This window comes from Pseudoalteromonas sp. MMG022 (assembly GCF_021654245.1).
Taxonomy (GTDB): Bacteria; Pseudomonadota; Gammaproteobacteria; order Enterobacterales; family Alteromonadaceae; genus Pseudoalteromonas; species Pseudoalteromonas amylolytica.
This window is the reverse complement of record NZ_JAKFZQ010000014.1, coordinates 91,661-109,115: the sequence shown is the minus strand read 5'-3', so window position 1 is coordinate 109,115 and position 17,455 is coordinate 91,661. Positions and strand designations below refer to the sequence as shown.

The window sequence follows — 17,455 nt, the reverse complement described above, 5'->3', positions numbered from 1 at the left end:
ATGGTATCTCAAGAACTTGATTACTTCCGTGCCATTATTCAAGCGGATATAGCACCCCTTGCAAAAGTCACTGAGGTCAGCCAGATGCATACATTGTCTGAGCGGCTGGGACAAAAAGTTTGGCTTAAACGTGAAGATCAACAGCCTGTTTATTCGTTCAAGCTGCGCGGCGCCTACAATAAGCTACGCCAGTTACCTAAGGGCAGTTTGGTCATCACCGCATCAGCAGGTAATCATGCTCAAGGAGTGGCGCTAAGCGCTGCCCACCTCGGTCATCGCGCAATTATTGTGATGCCAGTGACTACCCCAGAGATCAAAGTCAACTCTGTGCGTAACTTTGGTGGTGAGGTGGTACTACACGGGCATAACTTTGATGCAGCAAAGGCCCATGCTTTTGAGCTTACTGAGCAGTTGAGTGCGGTGTTTGTGCCACCATTTGACGATAAAGATGTCATTATTGGGCAAGGCACGGTGGCGCGAGAGTTGATGCAACAGCTTAATGAGCTCGATGCGGTATTTATCCCTGTTGGCGGTGGTGGTTTGCTCGCAGGGATGGCGGTGTATATCAAATCATTACGTCCTGATATTCAAATTATTGGTGTTGAAGCGCAAGAAAGTGCCTGTTTGCAAGCCGCGCTAGAGGCTGGCGAACCGGTTGAACTTGCACAGGTTGGCGGTTTCGCAGATGGTGTTGCGGTCAAGATCATCGGCTCTGAAACTTTTCGACTGGCGCAAAAGTTTTGTGATCAGGTGGTCACCGTCAGTGTCGATGAAATTTGCGCTGCCGTTCAGGATATATTTGTCGAAACGCGCGCCATTGCAGAGCCATCGGGGGCACTGTCACTGGCGGGCTTAAAAAAATGGAGTCAGCAAGGTAAGCGAGCAGGGCTTAATTTGGCGGCGGTTTTATCGGGGGCAAATTTAAACTTTGATAGGTTGCGTTATATCGCCGAACGCACTGCATTGGGAGCGAAAAACGAGGCATTATTTGGAGTGACCATTGCTGAGGAAAAAGGAAGCTTTAAACGCTTCTGTCAGTCTCTCGGTGGCCGTGCGATAACCGAGTTTAATTATCGCTACGCGGGAGAGGGTGAGGCACAAATATTCGTGGGTGTGGGCCTGCGAGGTGGTCAAGTAGAGCTGGACGAAGTAAAAACCCAGCTGTACAAAAATGGTTATAAGTTTGAGGACTTCTCCGATAACGAACTGGCTAAGCTACATTTGCGTTATATGGTTGGCGGTAAACCACCCGTGGCGATTCAAGAGCGTTTATTGCGGTTCGAATTTCCAGAGTACCCAGGGGCATTAGCACGATTTTTAGATACCTTGGGAAGTGATTGGAACATTACGCTGTTTCACTATCGTAACCATGGTGCCGCAGAGGGCAATGTATTGGCAGCTTTTGATATTCCAACGAGTGATTATGCAAAGTTTGACAGTCACTTAGCACAGCTTGGTTATCATTTTAGCGAAGAAACCAATAATCCATGTTTTGCGCAATATTTACAATTGCCAACTGAGCCCAGACGCCAAGCAAGTTAGTTGCATTTATGGCCTATTTTTCTATAGTTATGATTAGAATTTAACCATACTAAGAGAAAAAGGATGACAAGGCGTGTTTTTACCAATGTACTATGGCTAATCAGTCTTTTGCTAGGGGGCTTTAGCCATGCACAGGAACACGTTGTATTACAGCTAAAGTGGGAGCATCAATTTCAGTTTGCGGGCTACTATATGGCCAAGGAAAAAGGCTTTTACGAACAAGCCGGTTTGGACGTTACCCTTGTACCCGGAGACCCGAATAATCCCGATACGCAATTCAAAGTGCTTGCTGGCCAAGCGCATTTTGGTGTTACCCATTCAGGTATCTTACAAGCACGCATGCAAGGCAAACCTTTGGTAGCACTGGCGGCGATACTACAGTCTTCTCCTTATTGCTGGATGGTAAAAGAAAGCTCCAATATATATACCCCTGCCGACTTTACCAACAAACGGATCAGCTATTTGGGTAAGGCCGAAAATGCCGAGCTGATCGTCATGTTGCAGCAAGCAGGTGTTAATGTTACTAAGTTACCCTTGTATTCTGGGTTGTATCCGCTTCGTGATTTTCAAAATGGTTTATTTGATGCGTTACAGGTGTATATCACGAATGAGCCCTTTCAAATGCGACAAGCTGGTATCGCTACCAGACAAATTTGCCCTAAGCAATATGGTATCAATGTCTACGGTGATATTTTGTTTACCAGCGAAAACGTTATTAAACAAAAGCCACAAATGGTAGAGAAGTTTCGTCAGGCAAGCTTGAAAGGTTGGCGTTATGCGATGCTTAATATGAATGAGAGTATTGATGTGATCCGACGTCAGTACAATCCAAACAAGAGTAAAACGCAGTTGGCATACGAAGCCGATACAATGAGACCTTTTATTGCGCAGGCAGGGATCCCTATAGGCAGTATGTCTGAGATCCGCTGGCAGTGGATCGCACAGCTATATAACTATGAACCACAGAAATATCAAAATGAGTTAGATGAGTTTGTCTATCACCCTCAAACGGATGAAGAACCTTACCCTTGGTCTTGGATGCTGGTGGCCGCGTCGCTTTTAACGGTGTTATGTATACCCCTTTATTTACACCTGATCTTCTCAAGGCAACAACAGTACCGTATTTTACAAGCCACACAAGAGGAGAAAAAAGAGGTAGAATAGCGTTTTTAGTTTGTGTGTTGTGCAGCGCTAATCATGTCTCTATTACATCGATTTACCCACTTAGATACTTTGTTATACCAAACAAGTCGTTATTGGCAGTTGGTTGCGTTTGAGGCGCGTGCTTTGCCATGGGATGGTGCGCTTAATGAGTGGCTTATGGCGCTCAGTGATGAGCAGGTCACGTATTTAGACAGTCATCCGCTACAATTACAGCGGGCATTGTTACCATTTATTCCGCAGTTAGGTGAACTTGATCCTTTGTTGCTTTTGCCCCAAGAACCGCGTGCACGACACCCCCTGCCATTTTGGCTAAGTAACGGCATTAAAGGTCGTAAACTGCTTCAGTTACAAGATTTTGTAAGCCATATTGATGAACATCATTACCCGGTATTGGAATGGTGCGCAGGAAAGGGGCATTTAGGTCGTATGCTTGCCTATGACGGTGCGCCACATGTACATAGCATTGAGTTGCAAGCATCTTTGTGTGAGCAAGGTCAACACAGCGCTCGTCAGCAGGGTTTGCCCATGACATTTAGCTGTGCCGATGTGTTGCGTGACGATACATCTGGGTATTTTAAACAGCAACAACATGCGGTTGCGCTTCATGCTTGTGGACGATTGCATCAGGAATTTATGAGTCAAGCCGTCAACGCTGGCTGTGAAAAAATCAGCTTATCACCGTGTTGCTACCATTTATTCACAGACATTGTGTACCACGCGATGAGTGATGCGGGACAGCAAAGTGGCCTAAGGTTGACGCACAGTGACATGAAATTGGCTTTGCAAGAAACCGTTACCGCGCCGGAACGTATCGCAAAAGTTCGCAAAAAAGAGGTCACTTGGCGTTTAGGCTTTGATGCTCTACGTCGTGACATTACAGGTGTGGACCACTATGTCAGCGTACCTTCGGTAAACAAAGCTATCTTCTCAGGGGAGTTCTCACAGTTTTGCCAATGGGCAGCACAGCAAAAAGGCATTACCTTGCCACAGCAATGCGATTATAGCGCTTATCTTGTACAAGGGCAGCAGCGTAAAAAGATGACGGATCGTATCGAACTTGTGCGTCACGCATTTAGGCGTGCTATTGAGATCTGGTTGGTCCTCGATAGGGCTTTATATTTACAGGCATCTGGGTATGATGTCAGTCTTTATGAATTTTGTGACAAACAGCTAACGCCTCGGAATATCCTGATCCAAGCGACGGCCAAAATAGAGGAAAGCACATGTGCTCGCTAGATCACTTACTAGAGAATAATCAACAGTGGGCCCAGCGCACGCAACAGCGCGACCCTAACTTTTTCAAAAAACTGGCCGGACAGCAAAATCCAGATTATTTATGGATAGGCTGCTCAGACTCTCGTGTGCCGGCCAATGAAATAGTTGATTTGATGCCGGGTGAACTGTTTGTACACCGCAATGTCGCCAATGTGGTCGTTCATACGGATCATAATTGTCTGTCAGTGATGCAGTATGCGGTTGAAGTGCTTAAGGTTGAGCATATCATGGTGGTCGGGCACTATGGCTGTGGTGGTGTACAGGCGGTGTTGGATGAGGCGCGCTTTGGCTTAATTGATAATTGGCTGCGTCACGTTGCCGATGTGAAAGAAAAACATCAAGCTATGTTATCAGCAATAGAATTGTCACGACGCTGTGCTGCATTGTGTGAACTGAACGTGATCGATCAGGTACGTAATGTGTGTTTAACCAATGTGGTACAGGATGCTTGGACACGCGGGCAGCAATTGACCATACATGGCTGGGTTTACGGGCTAGAAGATGGTCTTTTACACGAAGTGCAAGAGCAGACATCACAACCTGAGTATATTAATGCTGGATATACTCAGGCGGTGGAACTGGTGGCAAAGCGCTATTTATAAGCGCTTATTCTTCAGCGCTATCTGCGTTGGTGAGTTTTGCTTCTAGCTGCGCCACTTTGGCTTCTAGCTCTGCTAATTTTTCACGGGTGCGGATCAGCACCTTACTTTGAATATCAAACTCTTCTCTGCTGACAAAATCCATCTCGGCCAGTTTATTTTGAATAACCTGCTTAGTTTTGCTCTCAAAAGTGTCGGCAAGGTTCTTCACGCCTTGTGGCATGTTGCTGGAAATTTGCTTTGCGATCTCTTCTATTTTTGCTGGGTTAATCATTTCAGATCCCTTCTTCAAAATATGCTTGTGCTCATCTTAGCAAATGCTTTGCCAAGCGCCTAGGCGCACCGAGCGCTTTACGGTAAAATATCACTTCGGTAGCACAACACATAGTCTGGCAATGAAACTCAATCCAAAACAAGACGAAGCGGTAAAATACATCAGTGGCCCTTGCTTAGTACTCGCAGGGGCGGGTTCCGGAAAAACACGTGTAATTACCAATAAAATCGCTTACTTAGTACAAAAATGTGAGTATCAGGCAAAGAATATTGCCGCTGTGACATTTACCAACAAAGCTGCTAAAGAAATGCGGGAGCGGGTCTCGCAAACACTGGGCAAACAAGAGTCAAAGGGCTTATGGGTATCCACATTTCACACGCTTGGACTTGAGATAATAAAAAAAGAGCTAAAAACACTCGGTTATAAAGCCAACTTCTCTTTGCTAGATGATCAGGATACCAATCAACTACTGAGCGAACTGACAGAAAAAGAATTAGAAAAAGATAAAGATTTGCTGAATTTACTCAAGATGCAAATTGGTAACTGGAAGAACGAATTGATCTTGCCACAAAGGGCAATAGCCGAAGCTAGGGAGCCACAAAAGGCGTTATTTGCCCAGTTATATGCGCGTTATCAAACTCAGCTACGTGCCTATAACGCGTTTGATTTTGATGATTTGATCATGGTACCGACCTTGTTGCTGTCGCAGTCCGCAGAAGTTCGAGAGCGCTGGCAGGCGCGTTTTCGTTATTTATTGGTGGATGAGTATCAAGATACCAATACTAGCCAGTACCAGTTGGTAAGACTGTTGGTAGGTGAACGAGCCAGATTTACTGTGGTGGGTGATGACGACCAGTCAATTTATTCATGGCGTGGCGCGAAACCACAGAACTTAGTGTTGCTATCCAAAGATTTCCCCGGTTTGCGGCTCATCAAACTTGAGCAAAACTATCGTAGTTGCAAACGGATATTAAAAGCAGCCAATATTCTCATTGCCAACAACCCACATGAGTTTGATAAACAATTATTCAGTGAGCTGGAAAACGGTGACCCGATCAGGGTTATTGCAACACGTGACGAAGAGCATGAGGCTGAGCGTGTTGTTGCAGAGATTATATCTCACAAATTTATGAAGCGTACGAGCTATAAAGATTACGCCATTTTGTATCGCGGCAACCATCAGGCAAGAGTGTTTGAAAAGTCGCTGATGAGTAACCGTATTCCTTACAAAATAAGCGGCGGAATGTCATTTTTCTCGCGTAGTGAGATCAAAGATATCATGGCGTATCTGCGCTTGTTGGTAAATCAGGATGACGACAATGCTTTCTTACGTATAGTTAATACACCGCGACGAGAAATCGGGCCTGTGACACTTGAAAAGCTTGGTAGCTTGGCAAATGAGAAGCATATCAGCTTGTTTGAGGCCTGTTTTGATCCTCTATTGGCAGAGCGTTTGGCTGGTCGAGGGTTTAATGCTCTGATGGGATTCGCCCGTTGGGTTGTAGAGTTATCCGATAGGGCGGTGCGTGGTGATACATTAGAAGCGGTGAAAGATATGGTCCGTGAAACCAACTATGAAGCCTATCTTTACGAGTCTTCCCCCAGTGCCAAAGCTGCTGAAATGCGCATGAAGAACGTTTCCGAGTTATATCGCTGGATCACAGACATGCTTACAGGAGATAGCGACAATCCAGCCATGACGCTTGCTGAAGTGGTGAGCAAGCTCACGCTCAGAGATATGCTTGAGCGTAACGAAGAAGAAGACGATTCTGATGCGGTACAATTGCTTACATTGCACGCATCCAAAGGATTGGAGTATCCACATGTATTTATGGTTGGCATGGAAGAAGGTTTTTTACCACACCAGACGAGTATTGATGAGGATAATGTTGAGGAAGAACGTCGTTTAGCTTATGTGGGAGTAACACGCGCCCAACAAACATTGACGTTGACACATGCCAAGAATCGCCGTCAGTTTGGTGAGGTCGCGACACCCGAGATAAGCCGTTTTGTACAAGAGCTGCCGCAGGATGATCTAAGCTATGAAGGGCAAAAGAAAACTGTGGCTTCACAAGCGGAACGTATGGAAAAAGGTCAAGCCAGAGTCGCCAATCTAAGAGCTATGTTAAAACGATAGGGCCACTTGAGCTTTGTGAGACAACCTTGCTGACAGAGGCCTCTTGCAGCAAGTCTACACTATGTTGTTTGCCAAAAAATAACTCAATCCCATGGCTTTCTAATAAGCCTCGGAAATTTAAAATAGCGGGGCCTTTGGCTATCACTTGTGTTTGTTTTAGCTTAGTTACCGCTAATATCCCCTGTAGTTGAAGGTCATAGCAACGCTGCTGTAGTACTCGCTTGCTAAATGTCGAGCTTAACAATAGATATTTAAAATCATGTTGAGTCAGCATGGCAAGATCGCAGCGATCCTTAGCAAAGTCGTTTAACCCTACATGCTCACCCATATCGCACAGTGTTTTGAGATTCTCTAACTGTTGGCTAGAGGCGTGTCGCAGCGCGGCTTCGTCGAACAATAAGCACATTTGATGTTTAGCGCTTTTTAACAATTGGCATAATGGATTAAAAGCTTGGTTATCAAGTACTGCTAAAGAGCAGGCGAACAATAGGTCTTGAGACTGGGTATTACCTATGTGTATCACTTGTTTGAGAAGTTGTAATTCAATCTCTAGCTGCTCAGTTTTTTCTGCTGCAAATTTTTTCAATATGTCGAAATTGGTACTGCCCAGTATGGGATGTTCTCCAAATGCATCTATCAGGCTAATAGAATTTATTTTGTCAGCCATAGAAATAACTTCGGTACGTCGAAAGTGTGTCGGCAATGCACTTAAATGATGGTGCTCGATATGCTTATTTGCTCCCGAGCTTGCAGTGAGCAATGGATGGTAAAATTCATACCGACCACGACCTGCATTTTTGGCATAGTACATTGCGGCATCTGCATCACGAATGATTTCGTCAATGTTGTTGTAGCGTTTATTACTGTACGTGATGCCAATACTTGCACCACTTTGCACACAGATGCCTTTCATACAAAATGGTTGTTGCATGACTCGAATAATACGCTTTGCGACATCTTCGGCCTGCTGTTTATCGCTGAGATGATCCAACAGTATGACAAATTCATCGCCAGCTAAGCGTGCGAGCAAATCATGATCTCTGATACAGTCGGCAAAGGTTTTACTTACCCAAATCAAGAATTGATCACCAGCTTGGTGACCAAGTTCATCATTAATAGACTTGAACTTGTCTAAATCGATGAACAGTACAGCAAAGTGGTGATCAGGATGACGTTGGAATTTGTGTAATGTTTTTTCTAATTGCGTTAGAAATAAACTACGATTGGGCAGGCTCGTCAGCGGATCGTGATGTGCGTCGTGATATAACTGCTGTTCAATTTTTTTACGCTCTTCAATTTGCATTTGCAGATGTAAATTGGTTTGCTGTAATGCCTTGGTTTTTTCTGCTACGCGATGCTCAAGCTCTTGGTGACTACTCTTAAGTGCTTGATTAGCTAGGTGAGTTTGTAATACCGATGCTATCTGGTTGGATACGAATGAGATCAGTTCAACATCATCGTAATCAAACTCATATTTATGATCATACGCCTGACATGCGATCAGTCCTATCACACCATTGGCGGTTTTTAACGGCGCCCCCATCCAGCTAGTTGCCAGCTGAATTTTATTATACTCTTTGGAACGTTGTACGGTGCCTTCGGCAATCAGCGTTTTTGCCCGCACAGTATCAATGAGCTGGCTTTGCTCCGTGCGGATCACCAGTTCACTATAGCCTTTTGCGAAAGGTCTGGGTTTATATTGTGTGACTTCATCAACGCTATAAGGGAAGCTTAGCCAGCCTGCATGTTTGTCATACAAAGCAATATATAGGTTATCAGCGAAGGTAATTGAACGAATGATGTCATGTACTTGTTTGTATACATCATCGATGTCACTAAATTGCGTCGCCAGCTCAGATATCTTGAAGAGGATCTGTTGGCGATCCAGCGCTCGTTTACGGTGCTCAATCTCTTTGTTGAGGGCTTCGTTGCTTTGCATCAACGCTCTAGTGCGAATTTTAACCTCAGACTCAAGTAATTCACGCTTTTTGACACGCTCGATGGCGGTTGCCAAGTACAAAGACATCACCTCAAGCAGCTCGATTTGTTGCTCGCTGTAGCTTTGTTTTGCCTGATAACTTTGCGACACCATCACACCAATAATGTTACTGTCGCGATAAATGGGCACGCCAACCCAATGCTCGGCTTGACTGCCCAGCGCCTTAAACTCCCCTTTTTTGGTTTGTTCAAGCATACTCTCTTTGGTGAGGTAAACGGTCTCACCTGTGCGAAAAACGTACCCAGTCACTCCGTCGGAAAAGTGGCTGTCTTCATGTAATGGTACAGCAATGCCATCTTTTTCATCGACAAAATAAGATAATTCAAGGGTTTGTGTATATTGATTTTGAAGTACTACGTAGAAACTGCGACTGGGAAGGTACTTGACTAAAATGTCATGTATCGCAGGATAAAGCAAAGTCAGTTCCGCAACCGTACTTGCCCGTTCTGATAATAAAATCAGAGCGTGCTGTAAGTGGTTGTTCTGTTTATACTTTTTAAGTAAAAACCGTAAACGTTTATTATTACGTTCAAGTTTTCGAAGTACAGGTGAGGGATCTTCCAATGATTTAACCCATAGTTATTATTATCTGCTCAATTATTATCCGTATATTTTCACTTTTATTGGCAAGGGTCAAGTTCAATATGGGTGACTTTGGTTGAGGTTTTTTGAACTTACACGGCAATATCGAAGGAGATCGAGCGATCTCCTTAATTTTATTGATATTATTTAGCTGTCATAAATTCAATTGCTGCAGCAATCTCATCATCAGAACAGTCCATACACGTACCACGAGGTGGCATTGCGTTGAAGCCGTTGATTGCATGATCTAACAATACATCAGCGCCTTTTGCTAGGCGAGGAGCCCAATCATCAGCTGTTTTTGGTGCACCTAATGCGCCAGTTCCGTGACAGGCAAAACATGCCGCTTGATATACTTGTTCACCAGAGCGAGGCCCGCTTGGTGCCGCTTCAGCGGCGCTCTCTGCACCAGCCAAATATACGCTGCCAACAGGTGCGATACGTTTCTGAATTGCTTCTTCAGTTAAAGCATTGTCATAAGGCTGCGCTACTGCGGCCGTTGATAGCAATAATAATGCTGCAGAAAGTTTTTTCATTTGTCTTGCTCACTTCATTTGGACGTGATCAATCACGATAAGATGACGGAATTTCTAGCGATTATAACGCCACCAACTAATTTATAAAACTAAACTTGTGTATATTAGAAGAAAAATGCCCAATTTATTGCTTTAGCGCAAATATAGGCAACTGCTCCATCACTTAGGACATGTCCAAAAGTGCTTTGATCGCCTTTTGGATCCCACTTGATGCTTCTGTGATTGAGCCTGCTAGCATATAGGCTGGAGTACTGATTACTTTTTGTTGTTCGTCAACAACAATCTCCTCAACTCCACAAGTAACATGTTTAGCACCCAGTTGTTCTGTTGCAGCTGCGGTTTGCTCATCATTACCGATTGTGGCAAGGGTCCCTTGGGGGTGAATATGGCCGATTAGTGCTGGCGCTATACATAAATATGCAATAGGTTTATGTTGTTGTGCAAAGCTTTGACAACATTGTTTTAGTAGCTCTAAGATAGTTGATTGTGCACCTTCAAAAGCAAAACTACTGAGGTTCTTGGCAACACCAAAGCCACCAGGGAGCACTAAAGCGTGGAACTCATCAACGTTTAATAACGATAAATCCTTAATGTTACCTCGTGCGATACGCGCAGCTTCCTCTAGAACATTGCGTTGTTGTGCTTGCTCTTCACCAGTTAAGTGGTTGAGCACATGATGTTGTTGAATATTGGGTGCGAAGCATTCATAGCTTGCCCCAAGTTGCTCGATGTGCAGCATCGTTAAGACAGATTCATGGATCTCTGCTCCATCAAAGACGCCACAGCCACTCAAAATTATTGCGATTTTTTTCATATGTACTCCCTCTAATGTAAGATCTTACAGGCTTATGCTTAATTGTAATTAACAGCGAAGAAAAATATTATAAAGGATCTTATTTGATCTTGGATCAATTGTGTTAGTATACCCGTCCGCTCACAAAATAGAGCTTGATTTTTGTACAGCTTGTTCTAATCTTTGTGGGCGCCAAAATGTTTTTCCACATTTTAGGCTTAAATAATAATAAAAAAAGAGTTTGCTTTTCTCTTTAATATCAAAAACTTAAAATATACGGTAAATGTTTTAAAACATTCTTGCTGCAATCGGCTGTGTTTATCTACAAAGTTATCCACAGTTTATTCGAGCCAACACTGATGATCTTCTTCGTTTTTATCCCTCGTTTTATCTGTGTCCTTATGGCATCCTTATGTAGTTATTTAAAAGCCCATTTAGGATCCCCTTTATTATGTCTTTGATCCCTGAAAATCCTTTGATCTTGGTTGATGGTTCTTCTTATCTTTTTCGGGCGTACCATGCGCCACCGCATCTTACTAACTCAAAAGGAGAAGCAACAGGTGCTATTTATGGCGTGATCAACATGCTCAAGAGCTTGTTGAAGCAATATCAGCCAAGTCACATGGTGGTCGTGTTTGATGCCAAGGGACCAACATTTAGAAATGAGATGTACAGCGAGTACAAAGCTCATCGACCGCCTATGCCTGATGATCTGAGGTCTCAGATCAAGCCAATTCACGACATTATCGAAGCGATGGGGTTGCCGCTTGTTAGTATTACTGGCGTAGAAGCCGATGACGTCATTGGTACATTTGCGCGTATCGCGGCGGAGCAAAAACGTCACGTGTTGATAAGCACGGGTGACAAAGATATGGCTCAGCTAGTGAATGAACATGTCACACTGATTAACACCATGACCAACACAGTGCTAGACCCACAGGGGGTGGTGGATAAATTTGGTATAGGTCCAGAGCTTATCATCGACTACTTAGCGTTAATGGGTGATAAGGTTGATAATATCCCTGGTGTGCCTGGTGTTGGTGAAAAAACGGCATTGGCTATGTTACAAGGCCTTGGATCGATTGAGAGTCTATATCAACATCTTGATGAAATTGCAGGTCTTGGCTTTCGTGGTTCTAAAACCATGGCTAAAAAGCTTGAGGAGCATAAAGAGCAGTTAGAGCTATCTTATGAACTTGCGACTATCAAACTTGATGTTGAGGTTGAACAAGACTTGGAGCAGTTTGCGATTGCGCCTATAGATAAAGATAGATTGATAGAATTGTATGCCGAGTGTGAATTCAAGCGCTGGTTAAGTGAATTGCTTGACGATGCCAGTGCCGCGAGCAAACCAGATATTGCCGATATCGAAGCATCAGGTAGCGCACCTATGGCGCAACAGCCTGAGGCTAATTATGAGACCATCTTAACCGAAGAGCAGTTAGAGCGTTGGTTGGATAAATTGCAATCAGCGCCATTGATGGCCTTTGATACAGAAACAACAAGCCTTGATTATATGCAAGCTGATTTGGTTGGAATGAGCTTTGCGGTTACCTCCGGTGAAGCTGCCTACTTACCTATCGCACATGATTATGTTGGTGCCCCTGAGCAATTACCAAAAGCCTTGGTGTTCGAAAAGCTAGGTGCGATTTTAGCTGACGATAAAATAAAAAAGGTTGGGCAAAACTTAAAGTATGATAAGAGCGTATTGGCCAGAGCGGGGTTAGAGCTCAATGGCATCGCCTTTGATACTATGCTGGAGTCGTATGTGTTCAATAGCGTGGCAACACGCCATGATATGGACTCATTGGCACTAAAATACTTGGGCCATAAAAATATCAGCTTTGAAGAGATTGCCGGTAAAGGCAAATCGCAGTTGACGTTTAATCAAATTGAGCTGGAAAAAGCGGCCCCATATGCGGCAGAAGATGCTGATATTACATTGCGACTACATGAACATTTATGGCCATTGTTAAAACAGCAAGACAAGCTACAAGACGTGTTTCTCGATATCGAATTGCCACTGTTATCTGTGCTGTCTGAGATTGAACGCACCGGCGTGAAAATTGACTCCTCAATGCTCGCGCAGCAAAGTGTGCAAATCAGTGAACGCTTAGCTGAAATTGAAAAAGAAGCATTTGAATTGGCAGGTGAAGAGTTTAATTTAAGTTCACCAAAACAGCTTCAAGTCATTTTGTTTGAAAAGCAGGGATTGCCAGTTGTTAAGAAAACGCCCAAGGGCGCGCCTTCCACCGCTGAAGAAGTGCTACAGGAGTTAGCGCACGATTATCCGCTACCAAAACTCATCATAGAGCACCGTGGGTTAGCTAAATTAAAGTCCACCTACACCGACAAATTACCCAAGCTTGTTAATCCTGACACTGGGCGGGTTCATACGTCATATCATCAAGCGGTTACCGCGACAGGTCGCTTAAGCTCCAGTGATCCTAACTTGCAAAACATTCCTATTCGCAACGAAACGGGTCGTCGCATCCGTCAAGCATTTATTGCCGATAAAGGTAAGCAGATATTGGCGGCGGATTATAGTCAGATTGAATTGCGGATCATGGCGCACTTATCTCAAGACCAAGGGCTGCTGAATGCTTTTGCGCAAGGCAAAGATGTGCACAGTGCGACCGCATCAGAAGTTTTTTCCGTACCGCTAGAGGAAGTTACCTCAGACATGCGTCGCAAAGCGAAAGCGGTAAACTTTGGTTTAATATATGGCATGAGCGCATTTGGTTTATCTCGCCAGTTGGATATTCCGCGTCATGAAGCGCAGCATTATATGGATAAGTACTTTGAGCGTTTCCCAGGCGTATTAGAATACATGGAGCGCACGCGTGAAGAAGCCGCAGAGCGAGGTTACGTGGAGACATTGTTTGGCCGTCGTTTGCATTTGCCTGATATTAAAGCGCGCAATGGCGCTCGTCGAAAAGCGGCTGAGCGTGCCGCTATCAATGCACCGATGCAAGGTACTGCGGCAGATATCATCAAAAAGGCAATGCTTAAGGTGAGTGACTGGCTACATACCCAATCTCGCGATGACATAAAACTACTTATGCAGGTACACGATGAACTGGTATTTGAAGTGGCAGAAAACAAAGTGGCGCAATTTAGCGATAAAATCTGTGCACTGATGAGTGAAGCCGCGACCTTGGATGTGCCTTTATTAGTAGAAGCTGATCATGGTGAAAACTGGGAACAAGCGCATTAAAGTGCAAGTTCGAAGGGATTTTTACCTAGATAGGGAAAATTAATTTATTTATAAAAGGGCGTGTGACGCCCTTTTTTATTGGGCTATTAGTAAAAAAAGCGTAAATAGGGACAACGGAATGTTTATAAAATATCAAATTGGCCCAATTTTTGCCTCTGGGCGTTTATTTCTGTAAGTGGTTTTGTTACAGTGCGCGCGTCCTCATCCTGTAGGACATCCTGTTGATGATGTATCTCTCGCAAGAGGATACAACGTATTGATAGCTTCTCCCCAGATTGCTATAACGGCTCACTGAATTTGGTGAGCCGTGTTTTTCTTTTCATTCATGTATCATTGAGCATTGCGTGTTAATATTAGGATTCTTCATTACATAAAAAGGATCATGTCATGCTTAAGTCTGTACTATTGTGTGCAAGTTTGCTTTCAACTCAAGTGTTTGCAGCTTGGCAGTTAGATAATAGCCAAAGTGATTTAAGTATCACTTCTATCAAAAAGAACGCGATTGCTGAGAATCACTATTTTAAGGAACTGGAAGGTACACTTTCAGATGATGGAAAATTGGAGCTTTCAATTGATCTCAAAACCATTGAGTCCATGATCCCTATCCGTAATCAGCGCATGCAAGAGATGCTATTTAATGTCAGTAGCTTTCCTAAGGCGAATATCACTGCCGATTTAAGCAAATTTTATAAGACGCTAAATAACGGCATACAGGTAATTAAATCGGTACCAGTTGAGTTATCACTACACGGCCAACAACAGATATTAACATTGGATTTAGTGGTAAATAAGCATAACCAGCAACTACATGTAACGCCGCAGCGCGCCGTCCTGATTAAGGCAAGTGACTTTAACATGGTGGCAGGTATTGAAGCTCTAAGAAAAGTCGCGGGTCTAGACAGTATCGCGACAACCGTACCGGTAACCTTTAGCTTGGTATTTAATGAGCAAGCTAAGTGAATTAGTCGCTGAGCTTGTTACGCCACATGCCCCAACCGAAAAATGGACGGGGCAAACCTGTGGTATGCTAGACATGCGTATTGATAGGCAGGGTCATTGGTTTCATCAAGGTGGAGAAATAAAGCGACTGGGGCTACTGAAGTTATTTGCCAGTGTACTCAGCTGTGAGCAAAACACTCATTGGTTAACGACTCCTGTTGAACGCTGCGAAATAGCCGTAGAAGATGTCGCCTTTCTAGTAACCAGTTGGTATAGCCATAAGTTAGATGATATGGATGTGCTGGTGGCCGTGGATAATTTAGGAAGAAAGTGGCCGATTTGCCAGCAGTATCCACTTGAGTTGCGTTGTTTTGAGCAACAGCAATTACCTTATCTAGGTTTAAGTAATGGTCTACATGCCAGAGTGGCGAGAAATGTCTACTACCAATGGGCTGAGATTGCTGAGCAAGACAAACAGGGCGTTTATCTGCGCTCAGCAGGCATGCAGTTTTATCTAAGTGAATAACCTTTAAGGTTATTCACTATCTTCAGTCTGTTCCTCAGGCTTAACAAAGGGTCCTAAATACCAATCATCAAGTTTCCAAGCCAGCTCGTTTAAACCAATACCTTTTAAAGATGAAAATGCATGGACTGTAATATCAGCGTCTAACTCCGCCAGTGCTTTGCGTACTTGCAGAACCTCAGCTTTGCGCTTGCCTTGTTTGAGCTTATCTGCTTTGGTCAGTAGTGCCAGAATAGGGATTTCACTGTCAACAGCCCAGTTAATTAGATCCATATCTAAGTCTTTCAGAGGGTGGCGAATATCCATTAGCACGACAAGCCCTTTTAAGCTTTTTCGCTTTTGTAGGTACTCGCCCAATGAACGTTGCCATTTCTTTTTCATTTCGATGGGGACTTTGGCAAAACCATACCCAGGAAGGTCGATTAATCGTTTTTCTTCGTCTAATTCAAAGGTATTAATGAGCTGTGTACGACCAGGAGTTTTACTAGTACGCGCCAACTTTTGATCTGTTAGGGCATTTAGAGCGCTCGATTTCCCTGCGTTGGAGCGACCCGCAAACGCGACCTCGATACCCGCATCAGCAGGCAGCTTAGAAATATCAGGGGCACTGGTAATGAAACTAGCAGTATGGTATTTAATCCGAGATTTGAGCACTGGCTCTCCTAACAATAAAACAAAATGGCTAAAACAAGCGTAGTTTATAACACTTAGTGGCGTTGCAAAAGCAGGCATTGTTGACTCAGGATGCTTTTAAAACTGCTTTTGGGTAGGATTAGAACTTAATCTAGGTCAAAACCCCATAATTTATAAGCTTAATGTGGGCAGAAAACGTGCCAGAAAAATTTATATCGTGTAGAATGTAAAAATTGCAACGTAAAGATAAAGATTGTCTACTCAAGTTACGCTGAAAAGCATGTCATCGTGTCTTGGGACTAAATATTACAGGGTCGAAACAGAGAATTTACCATGAAAAAAATAGCATTAACTTTAACAATGTTGCTTGGTACGTTGTCAGCAAGCAACGCAACAGCATTTGATGGCGACGCAGAAGCGGGTAAAGCAAAGTCTGCAACTTGTGCAGCATGTCACGGCCCAGATGGCAATGCACCTGTAACTATGTATCCGAAAATTGCAGGTCAGCATGCTGACTACATTTATAAGCAACTACAAGAATTTAAGCTTGGCATGACATCAGGTGGTAGCGAAGGTCGTATGGACCCAGTCATGAGTGGTATGGCCATGCCTCTTTCTGATCAAGACATGAAGGACTTAGCTGCCTATTTCTCTACTTTAAATATGAGTGAAGGCACAACGCCTGAAGATGTGGTTGCAGCTGGCCAAAAGCTTTATAAAGCGGGCGACGCTGAACGCGGTATTCCGTCATGTGCGGCGTGCCACGGACCTCGTGGTAACGGTACATCGTTAGCAAAATTCCCTAAAATCTCTTTCCAGCATCCTGAGTATATTAAATCTCAATTGCTTAAATTCCGTGATGGAACTCGCAAAAATGATCTCAATGGCATGATGCAGGACATTGCGAAAAAGCTGACAGACAAAGACATCGAAACCCTTTCGAAGTACTTGGGTGGCTTACACTAAAGTCTGATAGGCAGTTTGTACACTCGCGTATAAACTAAGCAAATCGTGCAAAAAGGCAGCGCTCGCTGCCTTTTTTGATCTCTGTAAACTGGTACGATATTCACCCAATCCTTTGTGAGACATTTGCCATTCCAATTTGTGAGATATCTCTTATTTTGTTTTCTGTTTAATGTGTAAGTATTTGTAATTTTGAGGTTTACATATTTTTAATTAAAGACATTATAGGAAATTTACTATTAACCAGTTGTAACTATTTCATTAAGGCGTAGATTAACT

General features: G+C 43.7%; 14 protein-coding genes. 9 read left to right on the top strand and 5 right to left on the bottom strand.

Annotated elements, in window-relative coordinates:
• From ilvA to can, 4 genes are all read left to right on the top strand, one after another.
• A complete protein-coding gene (gene ilvA / locus L1070_RS13845) occupies window positions 1-1,542 on the top strand; it encodes a threonine ammonia-lyase, biosynthetic (protein ID WP_237125946.1) in 1,542 nt (513 codons plus the stop codon).
• 63 nt (window positions 1,543-1,605) lie between these two features.
• On the top strand, window positions 1,606-2,706 hold the full coding sequence (locus L1070_RS13840) for an ABC transporter substrate-binding protein (RefSeq protein ID WP_083330570.1): 1,101 nt from the start codon (window positions 1,606-1,608) through the stop codon (window positions 2,704-2,706).
• Window positions 2,707-2,739: 33 nt separating this feature from the next.
• Window positions 2,740-3,942, top strand: coding sequence for a methyltransferase (locus L1070_RS13835; protein WP_237125945.1), 1,203 nt, complete (start codon window positions 2,740-2,742; stop codon window positions 3,940-3,942).
• Window positions 3,930-4,583: a carbonate dehydratase gene (can, locus tag L1070_RS13830; protein ID WP_237125944.1), complete on the top strand. Its 654-nt coding sequence runs from the start codon at window positions 3,930-3,932 to the stop codon at window positions 4,581-4,583. Before L1070_RS13835 ends, can begins: the two co-directional genes overlap by 13 nt.
• Before the next feature lie 4 nt (window positions 4,584-4,587).
• Here the strand turns inward: can and L1070_RS13825 are convergent, their stop codons facing one another.
• Entirely contained in the window at window positions 4,588-4,854 is a 267-nt protein-coding gene (locus tag L1070_RS13825; protein WP_070986451.1) for an accessory factor UbiK family protein, read from the bottom strand.
• A 121-nt stretch (window positions 4,855-4,975) separates the two neighbouring features.
• Between L1070_RS13825 and rep the strand changes: the two genes are divergently transcribed.
• Complete coding sequence (gene rep, locus L1070_RS13820) at window positions 4,976-6,991, top strand: DNA helicase Rep (protein ID WP_237125943.1); 2,016 nt, start codon at window positions 4,976-4,978, stop codon at window positions 6,989-6,991.
• Here rep and L1070_RS13815 read toward each other — a convergent pair.
• The 3 genes from L1070_RS13815 to elbB all read right to left on the bottom strand — a co-directional run bounded on the left by L1070_RS13815 (window position 6,975) and on the right by elbB (window position 10,922).
• Window positions 6,975-9,554, bottom strand: coding sequence for a diguanylate cyclase (locus L1070_RS13815; RefSeq protein ID WP_237125942.1), 2,580 nt, complete (start codon window positions 9,552-9,554; stop codon window positions 6,975-6,977). The two genes, rep and L1070_RS13815, sit on opposite strands and share 17 nt — an antisense overlap.
• Before the next feature lie 161 nt (window positions 9,555-9,715).
• Complete coding sequence (locus L1070_RS13810; protein WP_070986448.1) at window positions 9,716-10,108, bottom strand: c-type cytochrome; 393 nt, start codon at window positions 10,106-10,108, stop codon at window positions 9,716-9,718.
• A gap of 163 nt (window positions 10,109-10,271) precedes the next feature.
• A complete protein-coding gene (elbB, locus tag L1070_RS13805; RefSeq protein WP_070986447.1) occupies window positions 10,272-10,922 on the bottom strand; it encodes an isoprenoid biosynthesis glyoxalase ElbB in 651 nt (216 codons plus the stop codon).
• A gap of 430 nt (window positions 10,923-11,352) precedes the next feature.
• Here elbB and polA point away from each other — a divergent pair, with 430 nt between their 5' ends.
• From polA to L1070_RS13790, 3 genes are all read left to right on the top strand, one after another.
• Entirely contained in the window at window positions 11,353-14,118 is a 2,766-nt protein-coding gene (polA, locus tag L1070_RS13800) for a DNA polymerase I (RefSeq protein WP_237125941.1), read from the top strand.
• A 387-nt stretch (window positions 14,119-14,505) separates the two neighbouring features.
• Window positions 14,506-15,078 carry a YceI family protein gene (locus tag L1070_RS13795; protein ID WP_237125940.1) on the top strand — a complete coding sequence of 191 codons (573 nt, stop codon included), beginning with the start codon at window positions 14,506-14,508 and terminating at the stop codon, window positions 15,076-15,078.
• A complete protein-coding gene (locus tag L1070_RS13790) occupies window positions 15,062-15,583 on the top strand; it encodes a DUF1285 domain-containing protein (protein ID WP_237125939.1) in 522 nt (173 codons plus the stop codon). Before L1070_RS13795 ends, L1070_RS13790 begins: the two co-directional genes overlap by 17 nt.
• A 9-nt stretch (window positions 15,584-15,592) precedes the next feature.
• Here the strand turns inward: L1070_RS13790 and yihA are convergent, their stop codons facing one another.
• Window positions 15,593-16,234, bottom strand: a complete 642-nt coding sequence (gene yihA / locus L1070_RS13785; RefSeq protein ID WP_070986443.1) for a ribosome biogenesis GTP-binding protein YihA/YsxC — start codon at window positions 16,232-16,234, stop codon at window positions 15,593-15,595.
• Window positions 16,235-16,546: 312 nt separating this feature from the next.
• Between yihA and L1070_RS13780 the strand changes: the two genes are divergently transcribed.
• Complete coding sequence (locus L1070_RS13780) at window positions 16,547-17,179, top strand: c-type cytochrome (protein ID WP_070986442.1); 633 nt, start codon at window positions 16,547-16,549, stop codon at window positions 17,177-17,179.
• Window positions 17,180-17,455 lie beyond the last annotated feature (276 nt).